Origin of the sequence: Megasphaera stantonii (assembly GCF_003367905.1) — a bacterium.
Classification (GTDB): domain Bacteria; phylum Bacillota; class Negativicutes; order Veillonellales; family Megasphaeraceae; genus Megasphaera; species Megasphaera stantonii.
Genome location: NZ_CP029462.1, coordinates 72,777 through 96,457 on the forward strand (window position 1 = coordinate 72,777; position 23,681 = coordinate 96,457).

At 54.9% G+C, this 23,681-nt stretch carries 23 protein-coding genes and 2 riboswitches; of the genes, 21 read left to right on the forward strand and 2 right to left on the reverse strand.

Translation table 11 applies throughout. The features are described 5' to 3' along the window. The first annotated feature begins 122 nt into the window (after window positions 1–122). Window positions 123–1,727, forward strand: coding sequence for a DUF4153 domain-containing protein (locus tag DKB62_RS00335; RefSeq protein WP_107195513.1), 1,605 nt, complete (start codon window positions 123–125; stop codon window positions 1,725–1,727). Between the two features lie 61 nt (window positions 1,728–1,788). Beyond that, complete coding sequence (locus DKB62_RS00340) at window positions 1,789–2,418, forward strand: class II aldolase/adducin family protein (RefSeq protein WP_107195512.1); 630 nt, start codon at window positions 1,789–1,791, stop codon at window positions 2,416–2,418. A 152-nt stretch (window positions 2,419–2,570) separates the two neighbouring features. Here DKB62_RS00340 and DKB62_RS00345 read toward each other — a convergent pair whose 3' ends face one another. Then, on the reverse strand, window positions 2,571–4,286 hold the full coding sequence (locus DKB62_RS00345; RefSeq protein ID WP_107195511.1) for an Rqc2 family fibronectin-binding protein: 1,716 nt from the start codon (window positions 4,284–4,286) through the stop codon (window positions 2,571–2,573). A gap of 212 nt (window positions 4,287–4,498) precedes the next feature. On the opposite strand from DKB62_RS00345, the gene DKB62_RS00350 reads away from it, so the two are divergent. The 19 genes from DKB62_RS00350 to ribH all read left to right on the forward strand — a co-directional run bounded on the left by DKB62_RS00350 (window position 4,499) and on the right by ribH (window position 23,114). Beyond that, window positions 4,499–5,374, forward strand: coding sequence for a YicC/YloC family endoribonuclease (locus DKB62_RS00350; protein WP_198643455.1), 876 nt, complete (start codon window positions 4,499–4,501; stop codon window positions 5,372–5,374). 10 nt (window positions 5,375–5,384) lie between these two features. After that, window positions 5,385–5,663, forward strand: a complete 279-nt coding sequence (gene remA / locus DKB62_RS00355) for an extracellular matrix/biofilm regulator RemA (protein ID WP_107195509.1) — start codon at window positions 5,385–5,387, stop codon at window positions 5,661–5,663. A gap of 17 nt (window positions 5,664–5,680) precedes the next feature. Further along, on the forward strand, window positions 5,681–6,295 hold the full coding sequence (gmk, locus tag DKB62_RS00360; RefSeq protein WP_087477397.1) for a guanylate kinase: 615 nt from the start codon (window positions 5,681–5,683) through the stop codon (window positions 6,293–6,295). Between the two features lie 34 nt (window positions 6,296–6,329). Continuing rightward, the gene (gene rpoZ / locus DKB62_RS00365; RefSeq protein ID WP_087477398.1) at window positions 6,330–6,539 is read left to right on the forward strand and encodes a DNA-directed RNA polymerase subunit omega; all 210 of its coding nucleotides are present in this window, start codon (window positions 6,330–6,332) and stop codon (window positions 6,537–6,539) included. A gap of 20 nt (window positions 6,540–6,559) precedes the next feature. Next, window positions 6,560–7,774, forward strand: a complete 1,215-nt coding sequence (coaBC, locus tag DKB62_RS00370) for a bifunctional phosphopantothenoylcysteine decarboxylase/phosphopantothenate--cysteine ligase CoaBC (protein ID WP_107195508.1) — start codon at window positions 6,560–6,562, stop codon at window positions 7,772–7,774. A gap of 77 nt (window positions 7,775–7,851) precedes the next feature. Further along, window positions 7,852–7,954: riboswitch (SAM riboswitch) on the forward strand. A gap of 55 nt (window positions 7,955–8,009) precedes the next feature. Beyond that, window positions 8,010–9,200, forward strand: a complete 1,191-nt coding sequence (gene metK / locus DKB62_RS00375; RefSeq protein ID WP_095628854.1) for a methionine adenosyltransferase — start codon at window positions 8,010–8,012, stop codon at window positions 9,198–9,200. A gap of 125 nt (window positions 9,201–9,325) precedes the next feature. After that, the gene (gene priA, locus DKB62_RS00380; RefSeq protein WP_107195507.1) at window positions 9,326–11,686 is read left to right on the forward strand and encodes a primosomal protein N'; all 2,361 of its coding nucleotides are present in this window, start codon (window positions 9,326–9,328) and stop codon (window positions 11,684–11,686) included. A gap of 92 nt (window positions 11,687–11,778) precedes the next feature. Next, a complete protein-coding gene (gene def / locus DKB62_RS00385) occupies window positions 11,779–12,237 on the forward strand; it encodes a peptide deformylase (RefSeq protein ID WP_087477402.1) in 459 nt (152 codons plus the stop codon). Continuing rightward, window positions 12,237–13,178, forward strand: a complete 942-nt coding sequence (gene fmt / locus DKB62_RS00390) for a methionyl-tRNA formyltransferase (RefSeq protein ID WP_107195506.1) — start codon at window positions 12,237–12,239, stop codon at window positions 13,176–13,178. Before def ends, fmt begins: the two co-directional genes overlap by 1 nt. A gap of 4 nt (window positions 13,179–13,182) precedes the next feature. After that, a complete protein-coding gene (locus DKB62_RS00395) occupies window positions 13,183–13,947 on the forward strand; it encodes a DUF116 domain-containing protein (protein WP_107195505.1) in 765 nt (254 codons plus the stop codon). Continuing rightward, a complete protein-coding gene (gene rsmB, locus DKB62_RS00400) occupies window positions 13,944–15,275 on the forward strand; it encodes a 16S rRNA (cytosine(967)-C(5))-methyltransferase RsmB (RefSeq protein ID WP_107195504.1) in 1,332 nt (443 codons plus the stop codon). Before DKB62_RS00395 ends, rsmB begins: the two co-directional genes overlap by 4 nt. 1 nt (window position 15,276) lies before the next feature. Continuing rightward, entirely contained in the window at window positions 15,277–16,305 is a 1,029-nt protein-coding gene (gene rlmN, locus DKB62_RS00405) for a dual-specificity RNA methyltransferase RlmN (RefSeq protein WP_107195503.1), read from the forward strand. A 69-nt stretch (window positions 16,306–16,374) separates the two neighbouring features. Then, on the forward strand, window positions 16,375–17,082 hold the full coding sequence (locus DKB62_RS00410) for a Stp1/IreP family PP2C-type Ser/Thr phosphatase (protein ID WP_107195502.1): 708 nt from the start codon (window positions 16,375–16,377) through the stop codon (window positions 17,080–17,082). 39 nt (window positions 17,083–17,121) lie between these two features. Next, a complete protein-coding gene (pknB, locus tag DKB62_RS00415; RefSeq protein WP_095628860.1) occupies window positions 17,122–19,047 on the forward strand; it encodes a Stk1 family PASTA domain-containing Ser/Thr kinase in 1,926 nt (641 codons plus the stop codon). A gap of 13 nt (window positions 19,048–19,060) precedes the next feature. Next, window positions 19,061–19,918, forward strand: coding sequence for a ribosome small subunit-dependent GTPase A (gene rsgA / locus DKB62_RS00420; protein ID WP_107195501.1), 858 nt, complete (start codon window positions 19,061–19,063; stop codon window positions 19,916–19,918). A 2-nt stretch (window positions 19,919–19,920) separates the two neighbouring features. Then, a complete protein-coding gene (gene rpe / locus DKB62_RS00425; RefSeq protein WP_107195500.1) occupies window positions 19,921–20,565 on the forward strand; it encodes a ribulose-phosphate 3-epimerase in 645 nt (214 codons plus the stop codon). Window positions 20,566–20,622: 57 nt separating this feature from the next. Next, a riboswitch (FMN riboswitch) is annotated at window positions 20,623–20,759 on the forward strand. Between the two features lie 99 nt (window positions 20,760–20,858). Next, window positions 20,859–21,995 (forward strand): bifunctional diaminohydroxyphosphoribosylaminopyrimidine deaminase/5-amino-6-(5-phosphoribosylamino)uracil reductase RibD, encoded by a 1,137-nt coding sequence (gene ribD, locus DKB62_RS00430; RefSeq protein WP_107195561.1) that lies wholly within the window; start codon window positions 20,859–20,861, stop codon window positions 21,993–21,995. Next, window positions 21,976–22,617, forward strand: coding sequence for a riboflavin synthase (locus tag DKB62_RS00435; protein WP_087477411.1), 642 nt, complete (start codon window positions 21,976–21,978; stop codon window positions 22,615–22,617). Before ribD ends, DKB62_RS00435 begins: the two co-directional genes overlap by 20 nt. A 32-nt stretch (window positions 22,618–22,649) precedes the next feature. Continuing rightward, a complete protein-coding gene (gene ribH / locus DKB62_RS00440; protein ID WP_087477412.1) occupies window positions 22,650–23,114 on the forward strand; it encodes a 6,7-dimethyl-8-ribityllumazine synthase in 465 nt (154 codons plus the stop codon). Between the two features lie 67 nt (window positions 23,115–23,181). On the opposite strand, the gene DKB62_RS00445 is transcribed toward ribH, so the two are convergent. Beyond that, window positions 23,182–23,616, reverse strand: coding sequence for a DUF6173 family protein (locus DKB62_RS00445; RefSeq protein WP_107195499.1), 435 nt, complete (start codon window positions 23,614–23,616; stop codon window positions 23,182–23,184). Window positions 23,617–23,681 lie beyond the last annotated feature (65 nt).

A 23,681-nucleotide genomic window follows, 5' to 3' on the forward strand; every position in this document is an offset into this window, starting at 1 on the left:
TCTCTATGAACAAAACTGCCTGTTGTCTTAAATTAAGACGGCAGGCAGTTTTTCTTTTATAATCTTGATACTCGTGGTATAATACCTGTAACATCATGTAAACAGAAAGGAGCTGGCTTCCTGTGAATATAGTACTGCAACTCCGCCGGCGAAGCGTCGACAGTATCCGCCGCTTTACGGTGCCGTTCCTCATTTCCATCTTATTGTTTGCCGATTTGGCCTATCTGACTTGCTGGCCGTCGGACGAGAAATGGCCTGTCTATGGAGCCATATCTTTGTGTATTGCTGCTATGTTCTCTGTCTGGTGGCAGCTGGTATTGGAAGCGCGCCGGATCACAGGGACGAAGGCCTGGCTGTGGCAAGGCGCGTCCCTTGTCGTATGGGCTGGCTCGTACGGTACGTGGATGGCCGTACAGGACATGACCTATATCATCTTATATGGCTCCGGTATATTTCTGGCCTTGACAGCCAGTATTCTGGCCTGGCTGACGTATTATGCCGGTGAAAGCGCCTTCAACCGCGTATTCTGCGGCGCCCTGCAGGCCGTCGGTGTCGCCGTCGTCGCTGACATATCCCTGTCTATTTGCGCCATGGCTCTGCAGACGCTGCTTCAGCTGTCCTTATCTTTTTCCAACTTGTACGCATTGATTTTCTATGCGTCGTTTTTGGTCGTCGGGTGGAACGTATTCTTGTCGTCTGTTCCCAAAGTGGGATGTCCGGCATTGCCGTCCAAGCCCTTCGGAAATGTCATGGCCTACGTCGTCGTGCCGGTCTACGGCGTATTACTGGCGATTCTGTACATATACATCGCCATGATTTTCTTTAAGGGAGAAATGCCTGTAGGGAAAATGAACTGGTTTGCTTCCATTGCGCTGCTGGTATACGCCTTTTGTTATTTGACCTGCAGCGGTTATGACAAGCATGCCTGGCTGCTGCGTTACCGCCGATGGGGCGGTTTGCTTCTCCTTCCTGTCGTAGCCGTACAGCTTTGGGGCGTGTATATTCGTCATGAAGCCTATGGATTGACAGAGCTGCGCTATTTGTCCATGGCCTGCACAGCCTTTGGTATTGCCGTGATTCCGGCGGCCCTGCGCCGTCTGTCCGGAACCTGGTTGTTTCTGTTGGCCGCGGGTATGACGCTCATCATTTCCGTAACGCCCCTAAATGTGCTGGACACGCCGTACCGCAGTCAGGAAAAGCGGCTATTGGCGATGATGGAAGAAAAGGGAATGCTTCAAAACGGCGTGGTCTCAGATGCCGCGGATTTATCTCACGAAGACAAAGAAGAACTATACAGCACGTACCGCTACGTGAAGAGCTATACGGGCCAGAGGGACCCAGCTGTCGAAGCCGTTCTGCAGTCTCCAGTCATGGAGTCTCTCCGCTATGCCGGCCCCCATTACCGGTCGCGGTATTTCATCAATGACAGTACAGCCGCGCCGGTATCCGGATACGCGACGATGTACGTCGTGGAAAGGACGGCCGGTAAAGACGGCATGATCACGGTTCAAACGCAGAGGGGAGACGTAGCGATTTCCCTGCTGTCCTATGCCGAACAGCTGTGCCGGCAGTACGAAGGCGCCGGTCAGATGGCCAACCGAAATGTGGCGAATTTGTATCTCCTTCCCGACGATGGCCATTATCTCTTTATACGCACGATGAATGTCGATTTGGCCGACGATGTCGTTCAGAGCATTTCCATATCGGCTATCTTGTTGGAAAAATAAAGTTGCCTCAGGCCGTAGTCATGGTATAGTATACATAGATGGACATGAAGGAGTGTTATATATGGATACGAAGAAAAAATTGTGTAAAATCGGTGAAAAAATGAAGGAAGCCGGCCTCGTCGCCGCCTGCGACGGCAATATCAGCTTCCGCAATCCCAATGGAACAATCGTCATCACGCCGTCGGGCCTTCCGAAGGGCGAATTGAAGCCGTCTCAGCTTCTGGTCATGGATATAAACGGCAAGGTGATAAAAGGAGAAGGCAAGCCGTCGTCGGAAACGCCTCTTCATTTAGAAATCTATAAGGCTCGTCCCGATGTCAACGCCATTATCCATGCTCATCCCATCGTCGCTACCGCCGTAACCGTCGCCGGGCTGGCCTTTCCCAGCACCATTGTAACCGAAGGCGCTATCGTCTTGGGGAAATCCGTGCCGACCGTGCCGTACGCTGCGCCGGGCAGCGCCGAATTGGCCACGGCCTGCGCCGAATACGCCAAGAAGGTCAACGTATTTCTCATGGAACGCCACGGCGCGACAGCTCTGGGTAAAGACCTGAAGGAAGCCCTGTACCGCATGGAAACGCTGGAGGCCGTTGCCAAAGTCTACCGGGCGTCGCTGGCCTTCGCCGTCAATTCCCGGGCTTTGCAGGATATCAGCCGTAGCCAGGAGCTGGCATCGTTTTTCCTGCGCTAGTCAGTTCAGATTAACTTATACAATACAAAAAGCTGTTCAACCTATCATCGGCTGAACAGCTTTTTGCTGTTTTTATGTGCCCAGTTATTTTTTAGATTTTTTAATAAAATGCCTCTTTCATCAGCGGATTCACAGCAGGGGAGGTGTTTCAGTTACTTGCTCCAATCCTTCGGCTCTACGACGTAGGTCGTCTGGTTTTCAAATACGACGAAGCCCGGTGCGGCGTGGGCCGGCTTCTTGACGTTGCGCACGAGGGCGCAGTCTACTTCGGCCTTCGACGTGCCGCGGGCCTTGCTGTAATAGGCGGCCATCTGGGCGGCCATTTCGATTTGCTCATCTGTCGGCGTCACGTTGTGGCAGGCTAATATGACGTGGGACCCGGGCTGATTTTTGATGTGGAACCACAGGTCGTAGGGATGGGCTTTCTTCTGGGTCAGGAAATCGTTCTGCCTGTTGTTGCGGCCTACCCAGATGGGGATGCCGCCGGCGTCGGCCGTCAGGATTTGCTGGGAAAATTCCCGCTTCATCTTATCTTTGGATGTAGAGGAAATAAGCCCCATTTGCCGCATTTCAGCCTTGATATCGACAATTTCCGCCTTGCTGCCGATGTTGTCCAGGGCGTATTCCAGCGAGTAGAGGTACTGGAGATGCTGCTCGTTTTCTGCGATGAGCTCGGCCGATTTCTGCTTGCGGTTGCGCATCTTCGTGTAACGCTTGTAATAGCGGTTGGCGTTGTCCGTCATGGAGTAGGCCGGTTCGAGGGGAATGGTAATCGGTTCCTGCTGCTCCGATAGGAGATTGGCGACGGTGACGCTCTTTTCGTGGTCGTGCTTTTCGTAGGCGTAGATCATGAGCAAGTCGCCGTAAAGCTTATAGGTATCCATCTTATCCGTCTCTTTCAATTCGGACGAAATGCGCTTGATCTTTTTCTTTTGCTTTTCAATGAGCTTGGCGACGCGCTTCTGCATGTCTTCCTGCTCGCCGTTGAGGCTGCCCTTGCTGGCGGCCTGATAGTCGTCGAGGTATTCTTCGATGGACGAGAAGCGGCGGCGCGGATAGGCGGACAGGCTTTGCAGCTCCAGAGGGAAGATGATTTCCTTTCCCTTGACCGTATAGACGAAGGCTCCCGATACGCCGTCAAGCTCTTGGCCTAGGCGTTCGATACAGCGGCACCAGGAGAATTTGTCGGCCGGCGACAGGTCCTGGACGAGGGCGTTTTTATCGAGGCCGCTTCGGACGGCCAACTCGTCGAGGACGACGGTGCTCATGCCATTGAACCGCTTGAGCATCCATTTTCCCAGTGGTTCGTCCGTACCCGTTTCCATCATGGCGGCTAATTCTTCAGCGGAAAAGTCGAAGGGGTTCATGCGCATGAAGTTTGGCGGGAAATCATAGGGCTCTTTTGGGAAAATAGTACGCAGGGCCTGCTTGTCCTTGCGGGTCTTGATGAGGGCTTCGATGATGACGCCGTCTTCGGTGAAGATGACGTTGCTGTATTTGCCCATGAGCTCGACGTGGATCTTCCGCGTCGCCAGCTGGCCCGACGTATCGAGGACGTCGACGGCAATTTCAATGAGCCGGTCCATGTGGAGCTGGCTGATCGAGGCGATGCGGCCGTTTTCATAGTATTTGCGCAGAAACATGCACAAGCCCGTCGGCACGTCCGGCGTCGGCGGCATCTGCCGCGCGACGTACAGCCGCGGCGAATCGTCCAAGGTCATGATAAGGTGGTGGACGCCCGTGTCGTTGAACACGCGGAAGTAAAGAGAGCGGTTGTCCAGCTGGTATATTTTGGAAATCTGACCGCCTTTTAATATATCTTTTAATTCATTGGTAATGCAATGAAGCGTAATGCCATCGAGATTCATAATGACAACTCCTATTCTTTCACAAAATTACTCTATTCTGACATCATACCATAAATACGGGGCCGTGAGTAGATAGGCCTGCGGCCGGACGCGGATTTTGAGGGGAAAAGTCGGCCTTTTGCGCAAAAGTATATAGACCTGCGGCCGGATTTACGTTATACTAATACATTAGATAGAACGATGCTGTAGAGGAGGTCATCATAGTGCGCAGCATGACCGGCTTCGGCCGAGGCACGTACAGCGATGAGCACGTCAGCGTGACCATTGAAATGCGTGCCGTCAACCAACGATTTTTAGAGTTAAACATCCGCATGCCCCACGCTTATCTGGCGCTGGAAGATAAATTGCGGAAGGGCATAAAGGAGACGCTGCACCGCGGCAAGGTCGACGTATACGTCACTGTCGGCGAACTGACGCCGGCGGCGCCGCAGATCCGCATCGACTACGCGGCCCTGTCAGCCTGCAAGGCGGCGCTGGACGACGTAAACCAGTCGCTGTTCGGCGGAGAAAAGACGACGCTGCCGCTGATCATGGGCTTGACGAAGGACTGGTTCGTCCAGGAACCGCCGGCAGTCGACGCCGAAGAGGTATGGCCCGTTTTCGCCCAGGCTCTGCAGGGCGCCTTGGACGGCATGGTGGCCATGCGGGATAAGGAAGGTGCTAATATCCGCCGCGACTTGCTGGCGCGGACCGACAGGATGGCGGCTATGATCGACGCCATTGAAGCGAAGAAAGAAGACGTCGTCGCCCGCTATAAGGAACGGCTGGAGAAAAAAATACTGGCCCTGTTCGACGCGGCCCGTCAGGTCCCCGACCAGGACCGGCTTCTGCAGGAAGTAGCCACATACGCCGACAAGGTGGATTTTACGGAAGAAGTTGTACGCTTCCGTAGCCATGTGGTACAATTAAAGGGCTTTCTGGAGCAGGACGGCGACGTAGGCCGCAAGCTCGATTTCCTCATTCAGGAAATGAACAGGGAAGTCAATACGATTGGCTCGAAGGCCAACGACACCGACGTGACGGAATATGTCCTGCAGTTGAAAAACGAAATTGAAAAAATTCGCGAACAGGTGCAGAATATCGAATGATGGTGAGGCTATGAATTTCAACTTATTGAATATAGGGTTCGGCAACATGGTAATGGGCTGTAAAGTCGTGGCCATTATCAGCCCCGAATCGGCGCCGATCAAGCGCATGGTGCAGGAAGCGCGGGAGCGCAATACGCTCATCGACGCGACCTTCGGCCGCAAGACCCGCTCAGTCCTCATCATGGACAACGGGCAGATCATCTTATCGGCCCTGCAGGCGGAAACTATTTCCCACCGTATTTTGCAGGTCGACGGGGAAGATAAGGAAGAACCAGAAGAAGAGTTATAAGAGAGGATGGAGCGACCATGATCGATTCAGGTCTGCTTATCGTCGTCTCCGGCCCGTCCGGCGCCGGCAAGGGGACGATATGCGACGCACTGCGGGAGCATTTTCCCAATATCCACTATTCTATTTCCATGACGACGCGCCAGCCGCGTCCGGGCGAAGAAGACGGCGTCAATTATTATTTTACCGACAACGGCCGTTTTGAAGAGCTGCTGAAGGAAGACGCGTTTCTGGAACACGCCAAGGTATACGACCATTATTACGGCACGCCGAAGGAATACGTATACCAGATGCTCCGCCAGGGCAACCACGTCATGCTGGAAATCGACATTCAGGGAGCTATGCAGGTAAAGGAAAAGTATCCCCAAGGCGTCTTTATCTACATCGTGCCGCCGAGTAAGGCCGTTCTGGAAGAGCGGCTCCGGGGACGCCATACCGACTCGGATGAAGTCATCGCCGCGCGGCTGGCGAAGGCCCGGAACGAGCTGGAATGGATTGATAAATACGACTATGTCATCGTCAACGATGATCTGGGCGAAGCGATTCAGAAGGCCGCCGCCGTGCTGAAAGCCGAGGAGTGCAGAGTTATGCGCAACGCCAACTGTATCGAAGAGACCAAGCAGGCGTATCAATAGAAATTTGTATGCAGTAAAGAGGAGAGATGTTCTTATGTTGATCAAACCGACGTTGGAATCGTTAATGAAAAAAGTAGACAGCAAATACACCTTAGTCACGCTGGCGGCAAAACGGGCCCGCGAATTGACGGACGGCGACGAACCGCTCGTAGATGTAGAAACGACGCGCGTCGTTTCCATCGCGATGGAAGAAATCGATCAGGGCAAGATTACCTATGAAAAGCCTCAGGGCGGCATTAAATAATTGCGGAGGATATCATCGCCATGTTATTAGAAAACAAGAAAATCGTCTTGGCCATCAGCGGCGGCATCGCCGCGTTTAAGGCAGCTGAAATCGCCAGCATGCTGCGCAAGCGCGGCGCTGAAGTCAAGTGCATTATGACCGAACATGCGACGGAGTTTATTACGCCGCTGACGATGAGGGAAATTTCCGGCAACCCCGTCGCCGTATCCATGTTCAGCGATATTCCCGAATTTAACGTCGAGCACATCGCCCTGGCCCAGTGGGCCGACGTGTTCGTCATCGCTCCGGCTACAGCCAACGTCATCGGCAAAATTGCCGGCGGCATCGCCGACGATATGCTGACGACGACGGTCATGGCTACGACGGCTCCCGTCGTCATCGCCCCGGCTATGAACAGCAACATGTATATGAACCCCATCGTACAGAAAAATATCGCCGCCCTCAAGGAGTACGGCTATGAAATCATCGAGCCCGCTACAGGTCATTTGGCCTGCGGCGTCACCGGCGTCGGCCGTCTGCCCGAACCGGAAGACATTGTCGACTACGTCGAATTTACAGCCTGCCGGACGAGCCTGCTGAAAGGGAAGAAGGTCATCGTCACGGCCGGCGGCACGCGCGAACCTATCGACCCGGTCCGCTTTATCGGCAACCATTCCAGCGGCCGCATGGGCTTTGCCATCGCTAAAGCCGCAGCCTTTGCCGGCGCAGACGTCACCTTGGTCGCCGGCAGCAATGACCATCTGAAGACGCCGGCCGGCGTAGCGCGCCGCATCGACGTAGGCAGCACCAACGACATGAAGGCCGCCGTCGATTCGTATTACGACGACTGCGATCTGGTCATCAAGTCGGCTGCTGTCGCCGATTACCGTTCGGCTCATCCGGCAGCGAATAAGATCAAGAAATCCGACGAAACGCTGACCTTGACGATGGCTAAAAACCCGGACATCCTGTACGGCTTGGGCCAGCGCAAGGCCCATCAGGTTCTCATCGGCTTTGCTGCCGAAACAACGAACCTCATCGAGTACGGCACGGCTAAGTTAAAGAAGAAGAACCTCGACATGCTCGTCGCCAACGACGTCAGCGCCGAAGGGGCCGGCTTCCAGGGCACGACGAATATCGCCACCTTCCTGTTCCCTGACGGCTCGATGGAAAAGCTCGAGAAAATGGACAAGGAAGACCTGGCGGCGGTCATCGTAGAACGGGCCGCGGCGATTTTAGCCAAAAAAAATCAGTAATCGAGGCCATGATTTTTCGAATAGGTCTTGCATAATTCCTCTTGTTAGTATACAATAGGTCAAGTGAATAAAATATTTAACCATCAAGAGCTGTGGAGGGATTGGCCCGATGATGCAGCAGCAACCTTCAGTGAATGAAAGGTGCTAAATCCAACAGTGTAGCGTACTGAAAGATGGGCTGATACATACCCCTCTTTTCAGAGGGGATTTTTTTTGAACGCATAAGGAGGATATAATGGCAAAGAATCGTGAATTTTTTACGTCTGAATCCGTAACCGAAGGCCATCCCGACAAAATGGCCGACCAAATTTCTGACGGCATTTTGGATGCAATTTTGGAAAAAGATAAAAACGCCCGCGTCGCCTGCGAAACCCTCGTAACGACAGGTATGGTACACGTCGTAGGCGAAATCTCTACGACGTGCTACGTAGATATTCCGCACATCGTACGCGAAACGGTCCGCAATATCGGTTATACCCGCGCAAAATACGGCTTTGACTGCGATACGTGCGGCGTCCTCGTTTCCCTGGACGAACAGTCCCCGGACATCGCCATGGGCGTTGACGAAGCGCAGGAAAAGAAATCCGGCACGACGGATAAATTCGACTCGATCGGCGCCGGCGACCAGGGCATGATGTTCGGCTACGCGACGAACGAAACGGACGACTACATGCCGCTGCCGATTTCTCTGGCTCACCGCCTGTCCCGCCGTCTGGCCAAGGTCCGCAAGGACGGCACGCTGCCGTACCTCCGTCCGGACGGAAAGACGCAGGTAACGGTCGAATACGAAGACGGCAAGCCTGTCCGCATCGACACCATCGTCATTTCGGCTCAGCACAGCCCGGAAGTTACGCGCGAACAGATTGAAAAAGATTTGCTCGAATACGTCATCAAACCGGAACTTCCCGAAGGCTTGTTCGATGACCAGACGAAACTGTTCATCAACCCGACAGGCCGCTTCGTCATCGGCGGTCCTCAGGGCGACTCCGGCCTTACGGGCCGCAAGATCATCGTCGATACCTACGGCGGCATGGCTCGTCACGGCGGCGGCGCTTTCTCCGGCAAGGACCCCACAAAGGTAGACCGCTCGGCAGCTTATGCAGCCCGCTATGTGGCGAAGAACATCGTAGCCGCAGGCTTGGCGGATAAATGCGAAATCCAGCTGGCCTATGCCATCGGCGTAGCCCATCCCGTTTCTATCCACGTAGAAACCTTCGGTACGGGCAAAGTCGAAAACGAAAAGATTGTCGAATTGATCCGCAAACACTTCGACCTCCGTCCGGCCGGCATCATCGAAATGCTCGACTTGCAGCGCCCGATTTACAAACAGACGGCCGCTTACGGTCATTTCGGCCGCAACGATCTGAACCTGCCTTGGGAACAGCTTGATAAAGCCGACGTTCTCCGTCAGGAAGCCGGCTTATAAAACTGGGCCATCTCAGAGGAATCATGCCTTCCAGGTGGCATGGCTGAATTAAATATGATACAATGTATAGGGGCTTGCTTCGTCAAGTCCCTATCTTTATGTTATACAAACGCAGGAGCAGGGCTATGGTAGCAGACATCATCATCAATACGACGGCCAAACGGCTGCAGCAGACCTTTTCCTATATCGTCCCGGACGGCATGGCTGTGCACGTCGGCAGCCGCGTGCAGGTTCCCTTTGGACGGCGGCAGGAAGAAGGAATCGTCGTCGCCGTCAGCGAGAGGAATGCAGGCGAATATGCATACGAGCTCAAGCCGATCAGCACCGTGCTGTCGGCGCAGGCGGGGTTTCAGGAAGAAATGATCGAAACGGCTTCCTGGATCAGCCGGTATTATCTCTGCAACCTTGCCGACGCCCTCCGCCTGTTCATGATAGAAAAGAAAGGGCTGGAAGTCCGTCTGTATGTTACGGTTGGAACGAAGGCTCCCGCGTCGGCGGAAGACGCCGATGTCGCTGCGTACGTCCAAGCGAAAGGCCAGGTGGAAAAAGCGGCGCTGTCGCGGAAATTCGGTGCCAGGCGAGTAGACGATTTGCTTGCGGCAGGCGTACTGCAGGTAGAGAAGGGCTGGAAAAATAAAATATCCGATAAAACGGAAAAGTGGTTATCTTTTGTGCGGGATGATGCCGAGGGCCTGCTGGCGAACCGGCGGCGGCAGGCGGCCTTGCTGGCTGAATTGAAGCAAGCAGGCAGTGCGCCCGTATCTGCTTTTATCGGAAAAGGATACAGTGCCGACGTCATCCGCCGCCTCTGCGGCACGGGACTGGCGGCTATCAGTGAAAGGAATGTCCGGACGAGGCAGCTGCTGCCGACGTTGGAACAGAGCCGTCCTCTGACGCTGACAGACGAGCAGGCCCGGGCCGTACAGGCCGTCCGCGGCGACACGACGGGGCGCACTTATGTGCTGCACGGCGTTACGGGGAGCGGCAAGACCGAAGTGTATATGCAGCTGGCCGAAGACGTATTGCGGCAGGGAAAGCAGGTCATCGTCCTCGTGCCGGAAATCGCCCTGACCGGCCAAATCGTAAGGCAGTTTGTCCGCCGCTTTGGAAACGACGTCGTCGTCATGCACAGCCAGCTCTCGAAGGGCGAACGGAAAAACAACTGGCTCCGCATGCTCCGCGGCGAAAGCCACATCTGCATCGGAGCCCGCTCGGCCGTCTTTACGGCGGCGCAGCATCTCGGCCTCGTCATCGTCGATGAAGCTCACGACAGCTCGTACAAGCAGGAAGAATCGCCGCGCTATCATGCCGTCGCCGTAGCGCAGAAGCGCGCCGCCTATTACTGCTGCCCGGTCATATTGGGCAGCGCCACGCCGTCGGTCAGCGATTACTACGCAGCCCTGCAGGGAGAATATACGCTGCTGGAGCTGAAAGAACGCATCCACGGCCGGCCTTTGCCGACTGTAACCATTGCCGACATGCGCGACGAACTGGCCAGGGGCAACTACCGCGTCGTGTCGGACGCCATGGTTTCCCTGCTGGAAGAAACGCTGGCAGCCGGTCAGCAGGCTATCATCCTGCTGAACCGCCGCGGATTTGCCACCTTCGTCATGTGCCGCAAGTGCGGCTACGTCGTCAAATGCGACACCTGCGACGTGCCCATGGTCTACCACAAGCAGAGCGACCACCTGCAGTGCCACTACTGCGAGGCGTCCAAGCCGATTCCGACGGTATGTCCGGCCTGCGGCAGCAAGTATATCAAGTTTTTCGGAACGGGAACAGAAAAGGTCGAAGAACAGCTGGGCGAGCTGTTTCCCAGCAGCCGCGTCGTCCGCCTGGACCAGGATACGGCCAGCCGCAAGTACAGCGGCGAGCAGATATTGGAACGGTTCCGGCGGCATGAATATGATATCCTCTTAGGGACGCAGATGGTAGCGAAAGGCCATGACTTTGCCAACGTCAGCGCCGTCGGCATTTTATCTGCCGACAGCCTGCTCAACCTGCCGGCCTATTGGGCTGGCGAACGGACCTTTCAGCTCCTGACGCAGGCCGCCGGACGGGCCGGACGGGGAGACGCGCCGGGCAGGGTCGTCATGCAGACCTATGCGCCGGAGCACTACGTCATTCAGTGCGCGCAGAAGCAGGATTATCACGCCTTCTACGAGCAGGAAATCGAATTTCGCCGCGCCCTGCAGTACCCGCCCTTCCATCGCATCATAAAAATCATCCTTACAGACGAAGAGGAGCAGCCCCTGTGGCGGCGGGGAAACGATTTGGCGGCGTCACTGCAAAGCTGGACGCGCTGGGAACACAGTCCCGTCGAAGTCATTGGCCCCTTTGCCGACATCATCAAGAGGATACGCGGCAAATACCGCCTGGTTATCTTGATAAAAGGCAAATCCCTGGATGATATCAAAGACTATATGCGCCGTGAGCCCCAGTGCTGGGCTTCCGGCGTCGTCATTGACGTGGACCCGTCCTTCTAAAACGAAAAAGCCGTATCTGTAGAGATATGAAAAAATATGATATAATAAAGAGAAAAATGTAAATATACTATAGTAAGCTATGAGGTGAGAGAATGGCAACGCTAAAAATCATTGAAGCCGGCGCGCCTATTTTGAAAGAAACGGCAAAACCGGTTGAACATATTACGAAACACATTAAAAAACTGCTCGATGACATGGCTGAAACCATGTACGCTGCCGAAGGCGTCGGCCTCGCAGGCCCGCAGGTCAACGAATCGCTGCAGCTCGTCGTCCTCGACGACGGCAACGGCTTAATCGAGCTGATCAATCCGGAAATCATCGAGCGTTCGGAAGAAACGGACGACGGAGATGAAGGCTGCCTGAGTGTTCCCGGCTATTACGGTACGGTAAAACGGCATCACCGCATCAAGGTCAAGGCCCTGAACCGCCGCGGCAAGACGGTGATCTACGAGCCTGAAGGATTCCTGGCTCGTATTTTCCAGCATGAAATCGATCATTTATACGGTACGCTTTTTATTGAAAAAGCAGAAAATTTACGGAGAATAGGCTAATGGCATCGTTACGAATCGTATTTATGGGGACGCCCGATTTTTCCGTGCCGTCCCTGCAAACGCTGTACGATCAGGGCTTCGATATCGCTGCAGTGTACAGCCAGCCCGATAAGCAGCGGGGCCGAGGGAAAAAGGTGTCCTTTTCGCCCGTAAAGGAAAAGGCTCTGGAATTGGGGATTCCCGTGCTGCAGCCGGATACGCTGCGGGACGAACAGGTCGTAGCCGAATTGGCGGCATTTCAGCCCGACGTCATCATCGTCATTGCCTACGGCAAGATTTTGCCCAAGGCCGTACTGGATATTCCTAAGTACGGCTGCCTGAACGTGCATGGCTCGCTTCTTCCGAAGTATCGGGGAGCCGCGCCGATCCAGTATGCCGTCAAGGACGGCGAGGCCGTAAGCGGTGTGACGATCATGCTCCTCGACGAAGGCATGGATACGGGGGCCATCCTGAAGAAAGCGGAAATAAAGCTGGACCCGAAGGAAACGACGGGATCGCTTTTCGATAAATTGTCCGTATTGGGCGCACAGACGCTGACGGACGTATTGGCCCATATTGAAGAGTATGAACGAAATGCCTGCCCCCAAGACGAATCTCAGGCTACGTACACGGCAAAAATAGACAAGGAAACAGCGCAAATCGACTGGACGCAGGACGCTATTGTCATCGAGCGGCTTATCCGCACCCTCGATCCTCATCCCGGCGCTTATACATGGCTCGACGGCAAACGCCTCAAGGTGTGGAGCGCCGACGTCGTTGACGGAGCCGGCGCTGAACCGGGGACGATCATCGCTGTTACTAAGAAGAACTTTACGGTACAGACCGGCAGCGGCGCGCTGTGCGTGCGTGAAGTACAGCCGGAAAGCCGGAAGCGCATGCAGACGGCCCAGTTTCTCCAAGGCATTTCCTTGCAGCCTGGCGACGTTTTAACGAGGGAGTAACCCCGTGAAGGCAGCGTACAGGCAGACGATTTTATTTTTAAGCGGCGGCGGTATCGCTGCCGCCGTCTTTTTAGCTGGATTTGCCGCCGTCTGCGCACTGGTCAAACCGGGATTGGCCCTGTATGTACCGGTTGCAGCGGCTTGGTGGGACTGGGCCGTCCGGCTGTGCTTGGCGGCGGCCGCTGCAGCTTATGGGTTTACGTGGGTCTGTGTACTGGCCGGAACGCCTTCAAACAAGCGGCTTCGCCAGTTGTTATTTGTCTGCCTTCGCGTCCTCTTTTCCCTCGTGCGCTGTATCGGCAAGCTGCTGTATGCGGAAAGCGCTATAAGCCGGGCCTATATCCAGGTCCTGAATCACTTGGTTTTGCGCCGTCCGCTCTGCCTGCCGCCGCGGCAAGTCCTGCTGCTGGCGCCGCACTGTCTGCAGTGGGACCAATGCCCGCATAAAATCACGCGGAACGTGCAGAACTGCCGGCGGTGCGGCCGCTGCCCTATTGGTGAGATGACGGCCCTGTCGGAACGCCTGGGCATTTCTTTCGCTGTCGTTCCCGGCGGAACGCTGGCCCGGCAAGTCGTCGCGGCCTGTCGTCCGAAGGCTGTAGTAGCCGTCGCCTGCGAGCGCGACTTAATCAGCGGCATGCAGGACGTAGCGCCTTTACCGGCTGTCGGCTTGCTGAACAAGCGGCCGAACGGCCCTTGCTTCAATACTGACGTCGATATACGAGCCTTAACAGAAATTTTATCTGCAATGATAGGAGAAGATGCATGAACGTACGTGAAATAGCCCTGCGCAGCCTGCTGGCTATCTGCAAAGACGAAGGATACAGCAATATCGTTGTGTCGCAGGCTATCCAAAAATATAAAATGGAAGACCGGGACCGCCGGTTTTACACGGAATTAGTATACGGCACGCTGCGGTATATCAATTACTTAGACTGGATCGTATCAAAAATCAGCACGCGCAAGCTCAATAAGCTCGATCCCCTGTGTCTGGCCATCGTCCGCTTAGGCTTGTACCAGATATTCGGCATGACCAAGGTGCCCGAGTCGGCGGCATGCAACGAATCGGTCAAGCTGGCGACGCGCCTCGGCAATAAAGGCATGGCCGGTTTCGTCAATGCTATGCTGCGCAGCAGCCTTCGCCGCCGGCAAGAATTTTCTATTCCGACGATGGAAGAAGATCCGCTGCTGCATCTGACGCTGACGTATCATCAGCAGGATTGGCTGGTAAAAGCGTGGATTAAAGAGTACGGCCTGGCTGAAACAGAAGCGCTGTGCCGGTATTTCGACAGCATACCGGTCCTTTGCCTGCGGACAAATACGGCTCGCGTCAGCCGCGACGAGCTCATTGCCCAACTGGCGGAAGAGGGAATTCAGGCTGAAAAAGCAGCCTATGCGCCTGAAGGCGTATATTTGCCGGAAATCCCTAACATCGGCAGCGTCAAAGCCCTGAAAAAAGGGCTGGCTATCATTCAGGACGAGCCGTCTCAGCTCGTCGCCCATGTGCTGGATCCTCAGCCTCACGAGCTCATTTTCGACGTCTGCGCCGCGCCGGGAGGAAAGACGACGCACATCGCCGCCCTGGGCGGACCGACCTGTACGGTCTACGGCGGAGATATTTACGAGCATAAGCTGCGCCTCATCGAAAGCAACGCCAAGCATCTGGGCTTGGCCAACGTGCGCACGATTTTGCAGAACGCCTGCACTATCGGCCAGTCCTACGCCGGCCGTGCCGACCGGGTACTCGTCGATGCGCCGTGCTCCGGCCTGGGCGTGCTGCGCCATAAAATCGACTTGCGGTGGCGCAAGAAGCCCAGCGACTTACGGACTCTGCCGGTACTGCAGAAGCGCATCCTGGACAGCGCATCCCAATGCGTCAAGCCCGGCGGCGTCCTCGTGTACAGCACCTGCACGATGCACGATGAAGAAAATATCCAGATTGTACGGCAATTTTTGCAGGATCACGGCGACTTCCACCTGGAAAACGCTGCAGATTTCTGCCGCCTGCCGAATCACGACGGGCCGTGCATCCAGCTGCTGCCGCAGCGCGACCACCTGGACGGCTTTTTCATCGCCCGCATGAGAAGAGGAGAGTAACATGGCCGATATATTCGATATGACCAAAACAGAGCTGCAGGAGTTCCTTGTAACCCGGGGCATGAAAAAATTCCGGGCAGACCAAATCTTCCATTACATCTATAAGCAGCATATTTTTTCCTGGGACGACATGGTCCTGCTGCCCAAGGGCGACAGGGAGAAGCTAAAGGCCGATCTGCCCATCTGTTTCCCCGAAATCCTGTCTAAGCTGGAGTCGCCGGACGGTCAGACGGTCAAGCTGCTTTTGAGCCTGCACGACGGCAACACCGTCGAAACAGTCCTCATGATGCACGACTACGGCAATTCTATCTGCTTGTCGTCGCAAGTGGGCTGCGCCGTAAACTGCGCCTTCTGCGCTTCGGCTAAAAACGGCTTCGTCCGCAATTTGACAGCCGGCGAAATGGTAGCTCAGCTCATGGCATTCCGCAAATACGTAACGCCGGAGCTTCACTCTATCGTCATCATGGGGACGGGCGAGCCCCTGCTGAACTATGACAACGTCGTCCGTTTTATGAAGATGATCCATGAAAAGGACACGCTGTATCTGGGATACCGCAACATGGCCCTGTCGACGTCGGGCATCGTGCCGCGCATGTACGACCTGGCCGACGAAGGCATCCCTATTACGCTGGCCGTGTCGCTCCACGCGCCGAACGACGAGCTGCGCCGCCGCATCATGCCGATTACGGACACCTATCCCGTCGCCGACGTGCTGAAGGCGGCAGACCATTATTTTCAGAAAACAGGCCGCAAGGTGACTTTTGAATACATCCTGATACAGGGCGTAAACTGCAGCACGGCCTGCGCCCGCGAGCTCGCAGAGCTGTTCGGCGGCAAAAATATCCTGATTAACGCCATTCCCATAAACGATAATTACGACGTCGGCCTGTATCGTCCGTCAGCAGGAGAAATCAATTCCTTTATTGCGTATTTGCAGAAACGCGGCATAAACGTCACGCTGCGCCGCGAAATGGGAAGCCAGATCCAGGCCGCCTGCGGGCAGCTGCGTATCAAGCGTGAAAACATTTGACATGTCCTAGGGAATATGATATGAATTATGTGTATGTAATAACAACGCACCGCGAGAGGACGTGAGACTTTGGGCACATACGGCGAATCACGAATCGGTCTGGTGCGCAAGGTAAATGAAGATTCTTTTTATATAAGCCGCGAACGAAACGTCTTGGCCGTCGCCGACGGCATGGGCGGGTACGTCGGCGGCGAAATAGCCAGCAAGACGGCCGTAGAAGCCATCGCCTATTATTTTAAGAACTTTACCTTTGCCGCGCCGGTACAACTGGAAAAAGCCATTCAATACGCAAATTCCTGCATTATCAGCAAGACGATGATCGACCCGTCGCTGGAAGGCATGGGAACGACCATATCCCTCGTAACCCTGGCTAAGCAGCACGCCTTTTGGGGCCACGTCGGCGACAGCCGCATTTACTTGTGCCGCGGCGGCCGGCTGCAGCAAATCTCCGTAGATCATACGATCGTCCAGGAGCTGCTGGAACGTCATAAAATCACGTCAGAAGAGCTGCAGAACCATCCGCAGCGCCACGTCCTGACCCGCGCCGTCGGCGTCGATAAGACGCTGCTCGTAGACAGCGGGGCCTTCGCCGTAGAGAGGGGAGACCGGATACTCATTTGCTCTGACGGCCTGACGTCGTTTTTGGATGAGCAGGTCCTGCGCGACGCCGTCGGCGATTACAGCCGCAGTGAACGCGATATTATCAACGATCTTTTTGCCCAGGTATACGATAACGGCGCAAAAGACAATGTTACTGCAATTTTAACAACCATATAATCGGGATTGACTACTATGAAAGTGGTGGAGAATCTAAAAATGATTGGTCATATATTAGACAACAGATACAAGATATTGGAGGAAGTAGGCACCGGCGGCATGGCCGTCGTCTACAAGGCCCAGGATATTTTGCTGGATCGTATTGTCGCCGTCAAGATCCTTCTCGCAAAATACGGAGACGACCACGATTTCGTCGTCCGGTTCCGTCAGGAAGCGCAGGCGGCGGCCAAGCTGTCCCATCCCAATATCGTAAATATATATGATGTTGGTTATGACGAAAATGTGCATTACATCGTCATGGAATACGTCCGCGGCGAAACGCTGAAGGAATATATTGAAAAGCACGGCCATCTGCCGATCAATACGTCCATACAGATTACCTTCGATATCGGCGAGGCTTTGGAAAATGCCCATAAAAACGGCATCGTCCACTGCGACATCAAGCCCCATAACATCCTGGTGACTGAAACGGGACGCATCAAAGTCGCCGACTTTGGCATCGCCAGAGCTATAAATTCCAGCGCGACCAACAAGGATGACCACGCCGTGCTGGGCTCCGTCCATTATTTTTCGCCGGAACAGGCCAGCGGCGGCCCCGTAGACGAACGGACGGATATCTATTCCTTGGGCGTCGTCATGTACGAGATGATGACCGGCGTCGTGCCCTTCGAAGGCGAGACGGCAATCAGCGTCGCCCTGCAGCACGTGCAGGATGATATTCCCTTGCCGACGAAGTATAACCGCCGCATTCCCCGACTGGTGGAACAGTGTATTTTAAAGGCCATGGCCAAGAATCCCGACGACCGGTTCCAGTCGATTGCCGAAATGATGTCGGAGCTTCGCCTGTCCCAGGGATTTGTCAATACCAATAAAGGGGCTATGCCGATTATCAAAAATAATTTTGCGACCCAGAAGATTCCGCCGCTGAAATCGCCGGAAGAGGAGCAGAAGAAAAATATCTTTTCCCGCATGCTCGATTCCATCAGCAGCCATTCGAAAAAATCCATTATCATCGGCATGCTCGGCGTCTTTGTCGTCGCGTTTATGTGGGCTTTCTTTTCCTTCGGCAATTTCTGGAGCACTCAGGATATTACCGTTCCCGACGTAACAGGCAAGCAGGTGGAAATCGCCAAGGAAATACTGTCCAAGGAACACCTCAACGTTTCGGTCAACGAAATAGAAAGCGATGAAGTGCCTGTCGGCGAGGTCATTACCCAGACGCCGTCGGGAGGGGCCGTCGTCAAGGAAAACCGGACTATTTACCTGACCGTCAGCAAGGGCAATCAAGGCTCGGAAGTCCTCATGCCCGACCTGCGGGACCTGACGCTGGATGAAGCGAAGAAAAAGCTGTCTGAAATCGGCCTGACCATCGGCTCCGTCCATTACGCCGAAAGCGAAAAATATGAAAACGGCAAGATCATCAGCCAGAGCCCGGCCTCGCCGCGCAAAGTAGCGAAGGGCTCGTCGGTCGACGTCATTATCTGCCGCAAGGCCGAAAAGAAGAATGACGCTAAAAACGGACAGGATGCGCCGACCGTCAGCGGCATGACCTTGGATACGGCCATGAAGACCTTGGAAAACGCCGGATATATCGTCGGCAACGTGACCAATCTGGATGCGTCCAAGGACAACGCCCTGGCTAAGGTTGTCAAACAAAGTCCGCGCAGCGGCAACGTCGTCGATTTGACTGTCGAATACGGCGCAGCGGCGGCTGTTCCCGACGGCAGCGCCAATAATCAGGAACCGGCCGGCACGCCTCATTACGGCACGGTGAATATCAGCGTTCCTTCCGGCGCGTCGAGTCAGCACGTGCAGATCGTCGTGACGGACGACAACGGCACCCGTGTCGTCTATGACAAGAACCAGTCCGGCGGCGACAGCATTACTAAAAATATCAGCGGCGTAGGCAAGACCCGCGTCAAGGTATATATCAACAATTCGTTAGTACAGGATCAGTACATTTAATTGAAGGAGGATCATGACTACAGGCCGCGTTATAAAAAATTACAACGGATATTACTACGTAGATATCGGCGCCGGACAGCTCGTCGAATGCCGTCGCCGGGGAAAGGTCAAGGCGAAAATACTCGTCGGAGATGAGCTGGAAATTACGGAATTAGGCGGCGGAAAGGGCGTTGTCGAAAAGCAGCTGCCGCGGCGGAACAGCCTCCGCCGCCCGGCCGTAGCCAACATCGATCAGATGTTTGTCATCATGGCGGCGCAATCGCCGGACCCCAATCAGTTTCTCGTCGACAAGCTGCTCATGACCTGCGAATACGGCGGCGTTCATCCGAAGCTGTGCTTTAACAAGTGCGATTTAGACCGTGAAACAGCGGAAGCTTATAAAGCCTTTTATGAAACCTGCGGCTATGATGTCTATCTTGTGTCTGCCGTTACCGGCGAAGGGCTGGACGCCATCAAGGCTTTGCTTCCTCATAAGATGACCGTATTTGCCGGGCCGTCCGGCGTCGGGAAGTCGAGCCTGCTGTCTCAGATTTTAGGGCGGGACCTGTCTGTCGGCTCGGTCAGCGAAAAAATCAAGCGGGGCCGCCATACGACGAGGCATTCGGAAATCATGCAGCTGGAAGGCGATACGTATGTCATCGATACGCCGGGATTCAGCTCGCTGGAATTCGAGCACCTCGACAAAGGGGAGGTCTTCGCCTTATTTCCCGACATGACGCCTTACGGCGGACACTGCCGCTTTTCGTCGTGCCTCCACTTGTCGGAGCCGGACTGCCCCGTAAAGGATGCCGTTGCCGAAGGCAAGATACAGAAAGAACGGTATGAAACGTACTGCAAAATCGTCAATTCTATTCTCGAAAGGAACCGATAGGTATGATACACATTTGTCCTTCTATTTTGTCCGCCGATTTTTCCCGGCTGGCTGAAGAAATTAAAGACGTAGAATCAAAGGGAGCAGACTGCATCCATCTCGACATGATGGACGGCCATTTCGTGCCGAACCTGACGTTCGGCGTGCCGATCATCGCCGCCTTGCGGAAGCACGTTTCCATTCCCTTCGACGCCCATTTGATGGTCGAACATCCCGACGTATACGTAGACGGCCTGGCAAAAGCCGGCGTGCAGTACGTTACAGTCCATCAGGAAGCGTGTCCTCACCTGGACAGCACGCTGCAGCATATCCGCAGCGCCGGCATGAAGTGCGGCGTCGCCTTGAATCCGGCTACGCCTGTATCGTCTTTATCCTGCGTGGCGGCGCAGCTCGATATGATCCTCATCATGAGCGTCAATCCCGGCTTCGGCGGTCAGAAATTCATTCCCTATTCGCTGGATAAAATCCGCGAAGCCAGGGCGCTGCTCGATTCCGTCGGCAACACGGAAGCCGTCGTAGAAGTAGACGGCGGCGTCAACGCCGATACAGTACAGTCCGTCAAGGAAGCCGGCGCTACCTTCCTCGTCGCCGGCAGCGCCGTATTTGGAGCGGCAGACCGGGCTGCAGCCATCGCCGCGCTGCGGTAAGAAGTCTGTACTTGTATTTCTATCCCTTATGTGCTAAAATCATAGGTGGATATGAATAATAGTCTTTGGGGCAAGGTGAGAAAGGGCAGCTTTCAATTCCTGACCGGCGGTATAGTCCGCTAGCCTGGCGTAAGCGGGGCTGAACCGATGCGATTTCGGTACCGACAGTATAGTCTGGATGGGAAAAGACGACATTTCGTTTATTTTTGTTGTGCGCAAAAGGCTATTGGGTTTCCATACCCGTAGCCTTTTTATTTTTTATAATAAAATCTATCAGGAAAGGAATGACAGATTTGGAACCGGTAGATTATATGAGAAAAGCCCTGGAGCTGGCAAAGCTGGCTTTAGGGTATACAACGCCGAATCCGGCCGTCGGCTGCGTCATCGTAAAAGACGGCGAAATCGTCGGCACGGGCTATCATCGCCAGGCCGGCACGCCCCATGCGGAAGTATGGGCCCTGCGCGAAGCCGGCGACAAGGCGAAGGGCGCGACGGTATACGTTACGCTGGAACCCTGCGCGCATTACGGGCGGACGCCGCCCTGCGCCCGCACGCTCGTGGAAAAGGGAGTCGGCAAGGTCGTCATCGCCATGCTGGATCCCAACCCTCTCGTAGCGGGAAAGGGAGCGGCCATTCTCCGGCAGGCCGGCATACCTGTCGAAATCGGGCTGCTTTCCAAGGAAGCCGCTCAGCTGAACGAAGTATTCATTAAAAATATGATGGTGCAGAAGCCGTTTATCGCCGTCAAAATAGCGCAGAGCCTCGACGGCTGCATCGCCTCGCGGACGGGAAAATCCCAGTGGATTACAAATCAATGGGCCCGCAATTACGGCCACTACCTGCGCTCTATCTACGACGGCATCCTCGTCGGCATCAACACGGTCAAGCTCGACAATCCGCTGCTGACCTGCCGCATCCGCCGCGAAGCCCATGACGAGCCTCACCAGCCGGTACGCATCATCATGGATTCGCAGGGCCACATTCCTCTCAATTCCCTCGTCCTGACGGATAAGACGTCGCCGACCATCGTCGTGACGACGTCCCTCTGCCCGGTAGAAAAGATGAGAGAATTGAAAAACATGGGCGTCACCGTCCTGCTGGCTCCGCTGAACAAGGATCGTCACATCGATTTGCCGGCCGCTCTGGACTTACTGTACAAGCAGGGCCTGCAGAGCATCCTCGTCGAAGGGGGCAGCAAAATTCAGGGGACCTTCTTCGACCACAAGCTCGTCGATAAGATATACGCCTTTATCGGCGACAAAGTCATCGGCGGCGAACAGGCCCTGTCGTCTGTCGGCGGCCATGGCGTCGATTCCCTCGACGAGTGCCTGCCCCTGTCTTACGATTCGGTCGAGCTGCACGACGGCAATATTTTGATTACAGCGTATAATACGAACAGGGAGGGAGCTTATGTTCACTGGCATCATTGAGGAATTGGGCACCGTCGGCCAGATGGACCGCCGTCCCGACTCGATAAAGCTGACGATTCAGGCCCGTAAGGTACTGGAAGGGACGCAGCTCGGCGACAGCATCGCCGTCAACGGCGTCTGCCTGACGGTGACCTCCATGACGGATTCGTCCTTCACGGCCGACGTCATGCACGAAACGATGCGCCGTTCGTCCCTGAGCGACATCAAGAGCGGCTCGAAGGTCAATTTGGAACGGGCTATGCAGGTCGGCGGCAGGCTGGGCGGCCACATCGTCAGCGGCCATATCGACGGCGTCGGCCATATCGCCCGCATCGCCGCCGACGGCATCGCCCGGGTCATTACGATTTCCATTCCCAAGGACATGGAGCCGTTCATCGTCGAAAAAGGCTCTATAGCCATCGACGGCATCAGCCTGACCGTCGTTTCCGTAGGCAACAGCCAATTTTCCGTTTCCATCATTCCCCATACGATGGCCAATACGACGCTCATCGACAAGCATCCCGGCGCCGTCGTCAATTTGGAAACCGACGTAATTGGGAAATATGTCCATAGTTTTACAACAGCCCATACGGGCAAACGTTCCGGCATCACAATGGAAACGCTGTTGGAAAATGGATTTTAAAATACTATTTCAGAATAGGAGAGTGTTCTACTATGGCACACATTAAAGAAGGTCAATTAATTGGTTCTGGTTCTAAGTTTGGTATCGTCGTAGCGCGTTTCAACGAATTTATCTGCAGCAAGCTCCTCGGCGGCGCATACGACGCCCTCCATCGTCACGGCGTAAGCGACGACGACATCACGACGGCCTGGGTTCCCGGCTCCTTTGAAATTCCCCTCATCGCCCAGAAAATGGCCGAATCGGGCAAATACGACGCCGTCATCTGCCTCGGCGCAGTTATCCGCGGCGCGACGAGCCACTACGACCTGGTCTGCAATGAAGCAGCCAAGGGCATTGCTCAGGCGTCCCTGAAGACGGGCGTGCCTATCATGTTCGGCGTCATTACGACGGAAAATATCGAACAGGCTATCGAACGGGCCGGCACGAAAGCGGGCAACAAGGGCTTCGACGTAGCGACAGCGGCTATCGAAATGGTCAACCTCATAAAAGAACTGTAAGAAAACGCAAGAGGCTGATGCCGAAGAATTTCTTCGCGCACCAGCCTCTTTTATACGCTGTATGCAGTTATTCTGCCGCAGGCTCCGTATCGGGCTCGTCTTTCGTCGTAAAGCCGATGATCCGCCGCGGCTTGTCCGTATCGTCGGTCCGATTGACGGCGACGAGAAGCAGGTTCAGCTGAGATAAGTGCTGAACCAATTCGACGTGAGAGCCGTCAGATAGTTCGCCATAGAAGACGATCATGTTCGGGTCCCAAAAGCCTACGTCCTGAATGCTGAAGGTAATGTTGCCGGCCGATACGAGGCGGCCGCCGGCCTGCATGTCGTCGGGCATGTCCGATTCAAAATTGTTGATGAGCGCGACGATGCGCCGGTACATATCCGAAGCCAGGTAGGGCGTTTCCGGATCTTCGTCTTCCGCCGTATCCAGCGGCGCCGACGGCGGAATGATCAGGAGATCCCGGCCGTCTGCCGCCGTATATTCCTTCTTTTCGTCTGCCATAGTAATGCCCCCTTTTTCCGTTTCTTATATACATAATTCCATGCGGAAGGGAGAAATCCTGCCGG

Excerpts from the sequence above, each read along its gene's own strand:
- DKB62_RS00340 (WP_107195512.1), top strand. The coding sequence starts at position 1,789 with ATGGATACGAAGAAAAAATTGTGTAAAATCGGTGAAAAAATGAAGGAA.
- DKB62_RS00345 (WP_107195511.1), bottom strand. The coding sequence starts at position 4,286 with ATGAATCTCGATGGCATTACGCTTCATTGCATTACCAATGAATTAAAA.
- DKB62_RS00350 (WP_198643455.1), top strand. The coding sequence starts at position 4,499 with ATGACCGGCTTCGGCCGAGGCACGTACAGCGATGAGCACGTCAGCGTG.
- remA (WP_107195509.1), top strand. The coding sequence starts at position 5,385 with ATGAATTTCAACTTATTGAATATAGGGTTCGGCAACATGGTAATGGGC.
- gmk (WP_087477397.1), top strand. The coding sequence starts at position 5,681 with ATGATCGATTCAGGTCTGCTTATCGTCGTCTCCGGCCCGTCCGGCGCC.
- rpoZ (WP_087477398.1), top strand. The coding sequence starts at position 6,330 with ATGTTGATCAAACCGACGTTGGAATCGTTAATGAAAAAAGTAGACAGC.
- coaBC (WP_107195508.1), top strand. The coding sequence starts at position 6,560 with ATGTTATTAGAAAACAAGAAAATCGTCTTGGCCATCAGCGGCGGCATC.
- metK (WP_095628854.1), top strand. The coding sequence starts at position 8,010 with ATGGCAAAGAATCGTGAATTTTTTACGTCTGAATCCGTAACCGAAGGC.
- priA (WP_107195507.1), top strand. The coding sequence starts at position 9,326 with ATGGTAGCAGACATCATCATCAATACGACGGCCAAACGGCTGCAGCAG.
- def (WP_087477402.1), top strand. The coding sequence starts at position 11,779 with ATGGCAACGCTAAAAATCATTGAAGCCGGCGCGCCTATTTTGAAAGAA.
- fmt (WP_107195506.1), top strand. The coding sequence starts at position 12,237 with ATGGCATCGTTACGAATCGTATTTATGGGGACGCCCGATTTTTCCGTG.
- rsmB (WP_107195504.1), top strand. The coding sequence starts at position 13,944 with ATGAACGTACGTGAAATAGCCCTGCGCAGCCTGCTGGCTATCTGCAAA.
- rlmN (WP_107195503.1), top strand. The coding sequence starts at position 15,277 with ATGGCCGATATATTCGATATGACCAAAACAGAGCTGCAGGAGTTCCTT.
- pknB (WP_095628860.1), top strand. The coding sequence starts at position 17,122 with ATGATTGGTCATATATTAGACAACAGATACAAGATATTGGAGGAAGTA.
- rsgA (WP_107195501.1), top strand. The coding sequence starts at position 19,061 with ATGACTACAGGCCGCGTTATAAAAAATTACAACGGATATTACTACGTA.
- rpe (WP_107195500.1), top strand. The coding sequence starts at position 19,921 with ATGATACACATTTGTCCTTCTATTTTGTCCGCCGATTTTTCCCGGCTG.
- DKB62_RS00435 (WP_087477411.1), top strand. The coding sequence starts at position 21,976 with ATGTTCACTGGCATCATTGAGGAATTGGGCACCGTCGGCCAGATGGAC.
- ribH (WP_087477412.1), top strand. The coding sequence starts at position 22,650 with ATGGCACACATTAAAGAAGGTCAATTAATTGGTTCTGGTTCTAAGTTT.
- DKB62_RS00445 (WP_107195499.1), bottom strand. The coding sequence starts at position 23,616 with ATGGCAGACGAAAAGAAGGAATATACGGCGGCAGACGGCCGGGATCTC.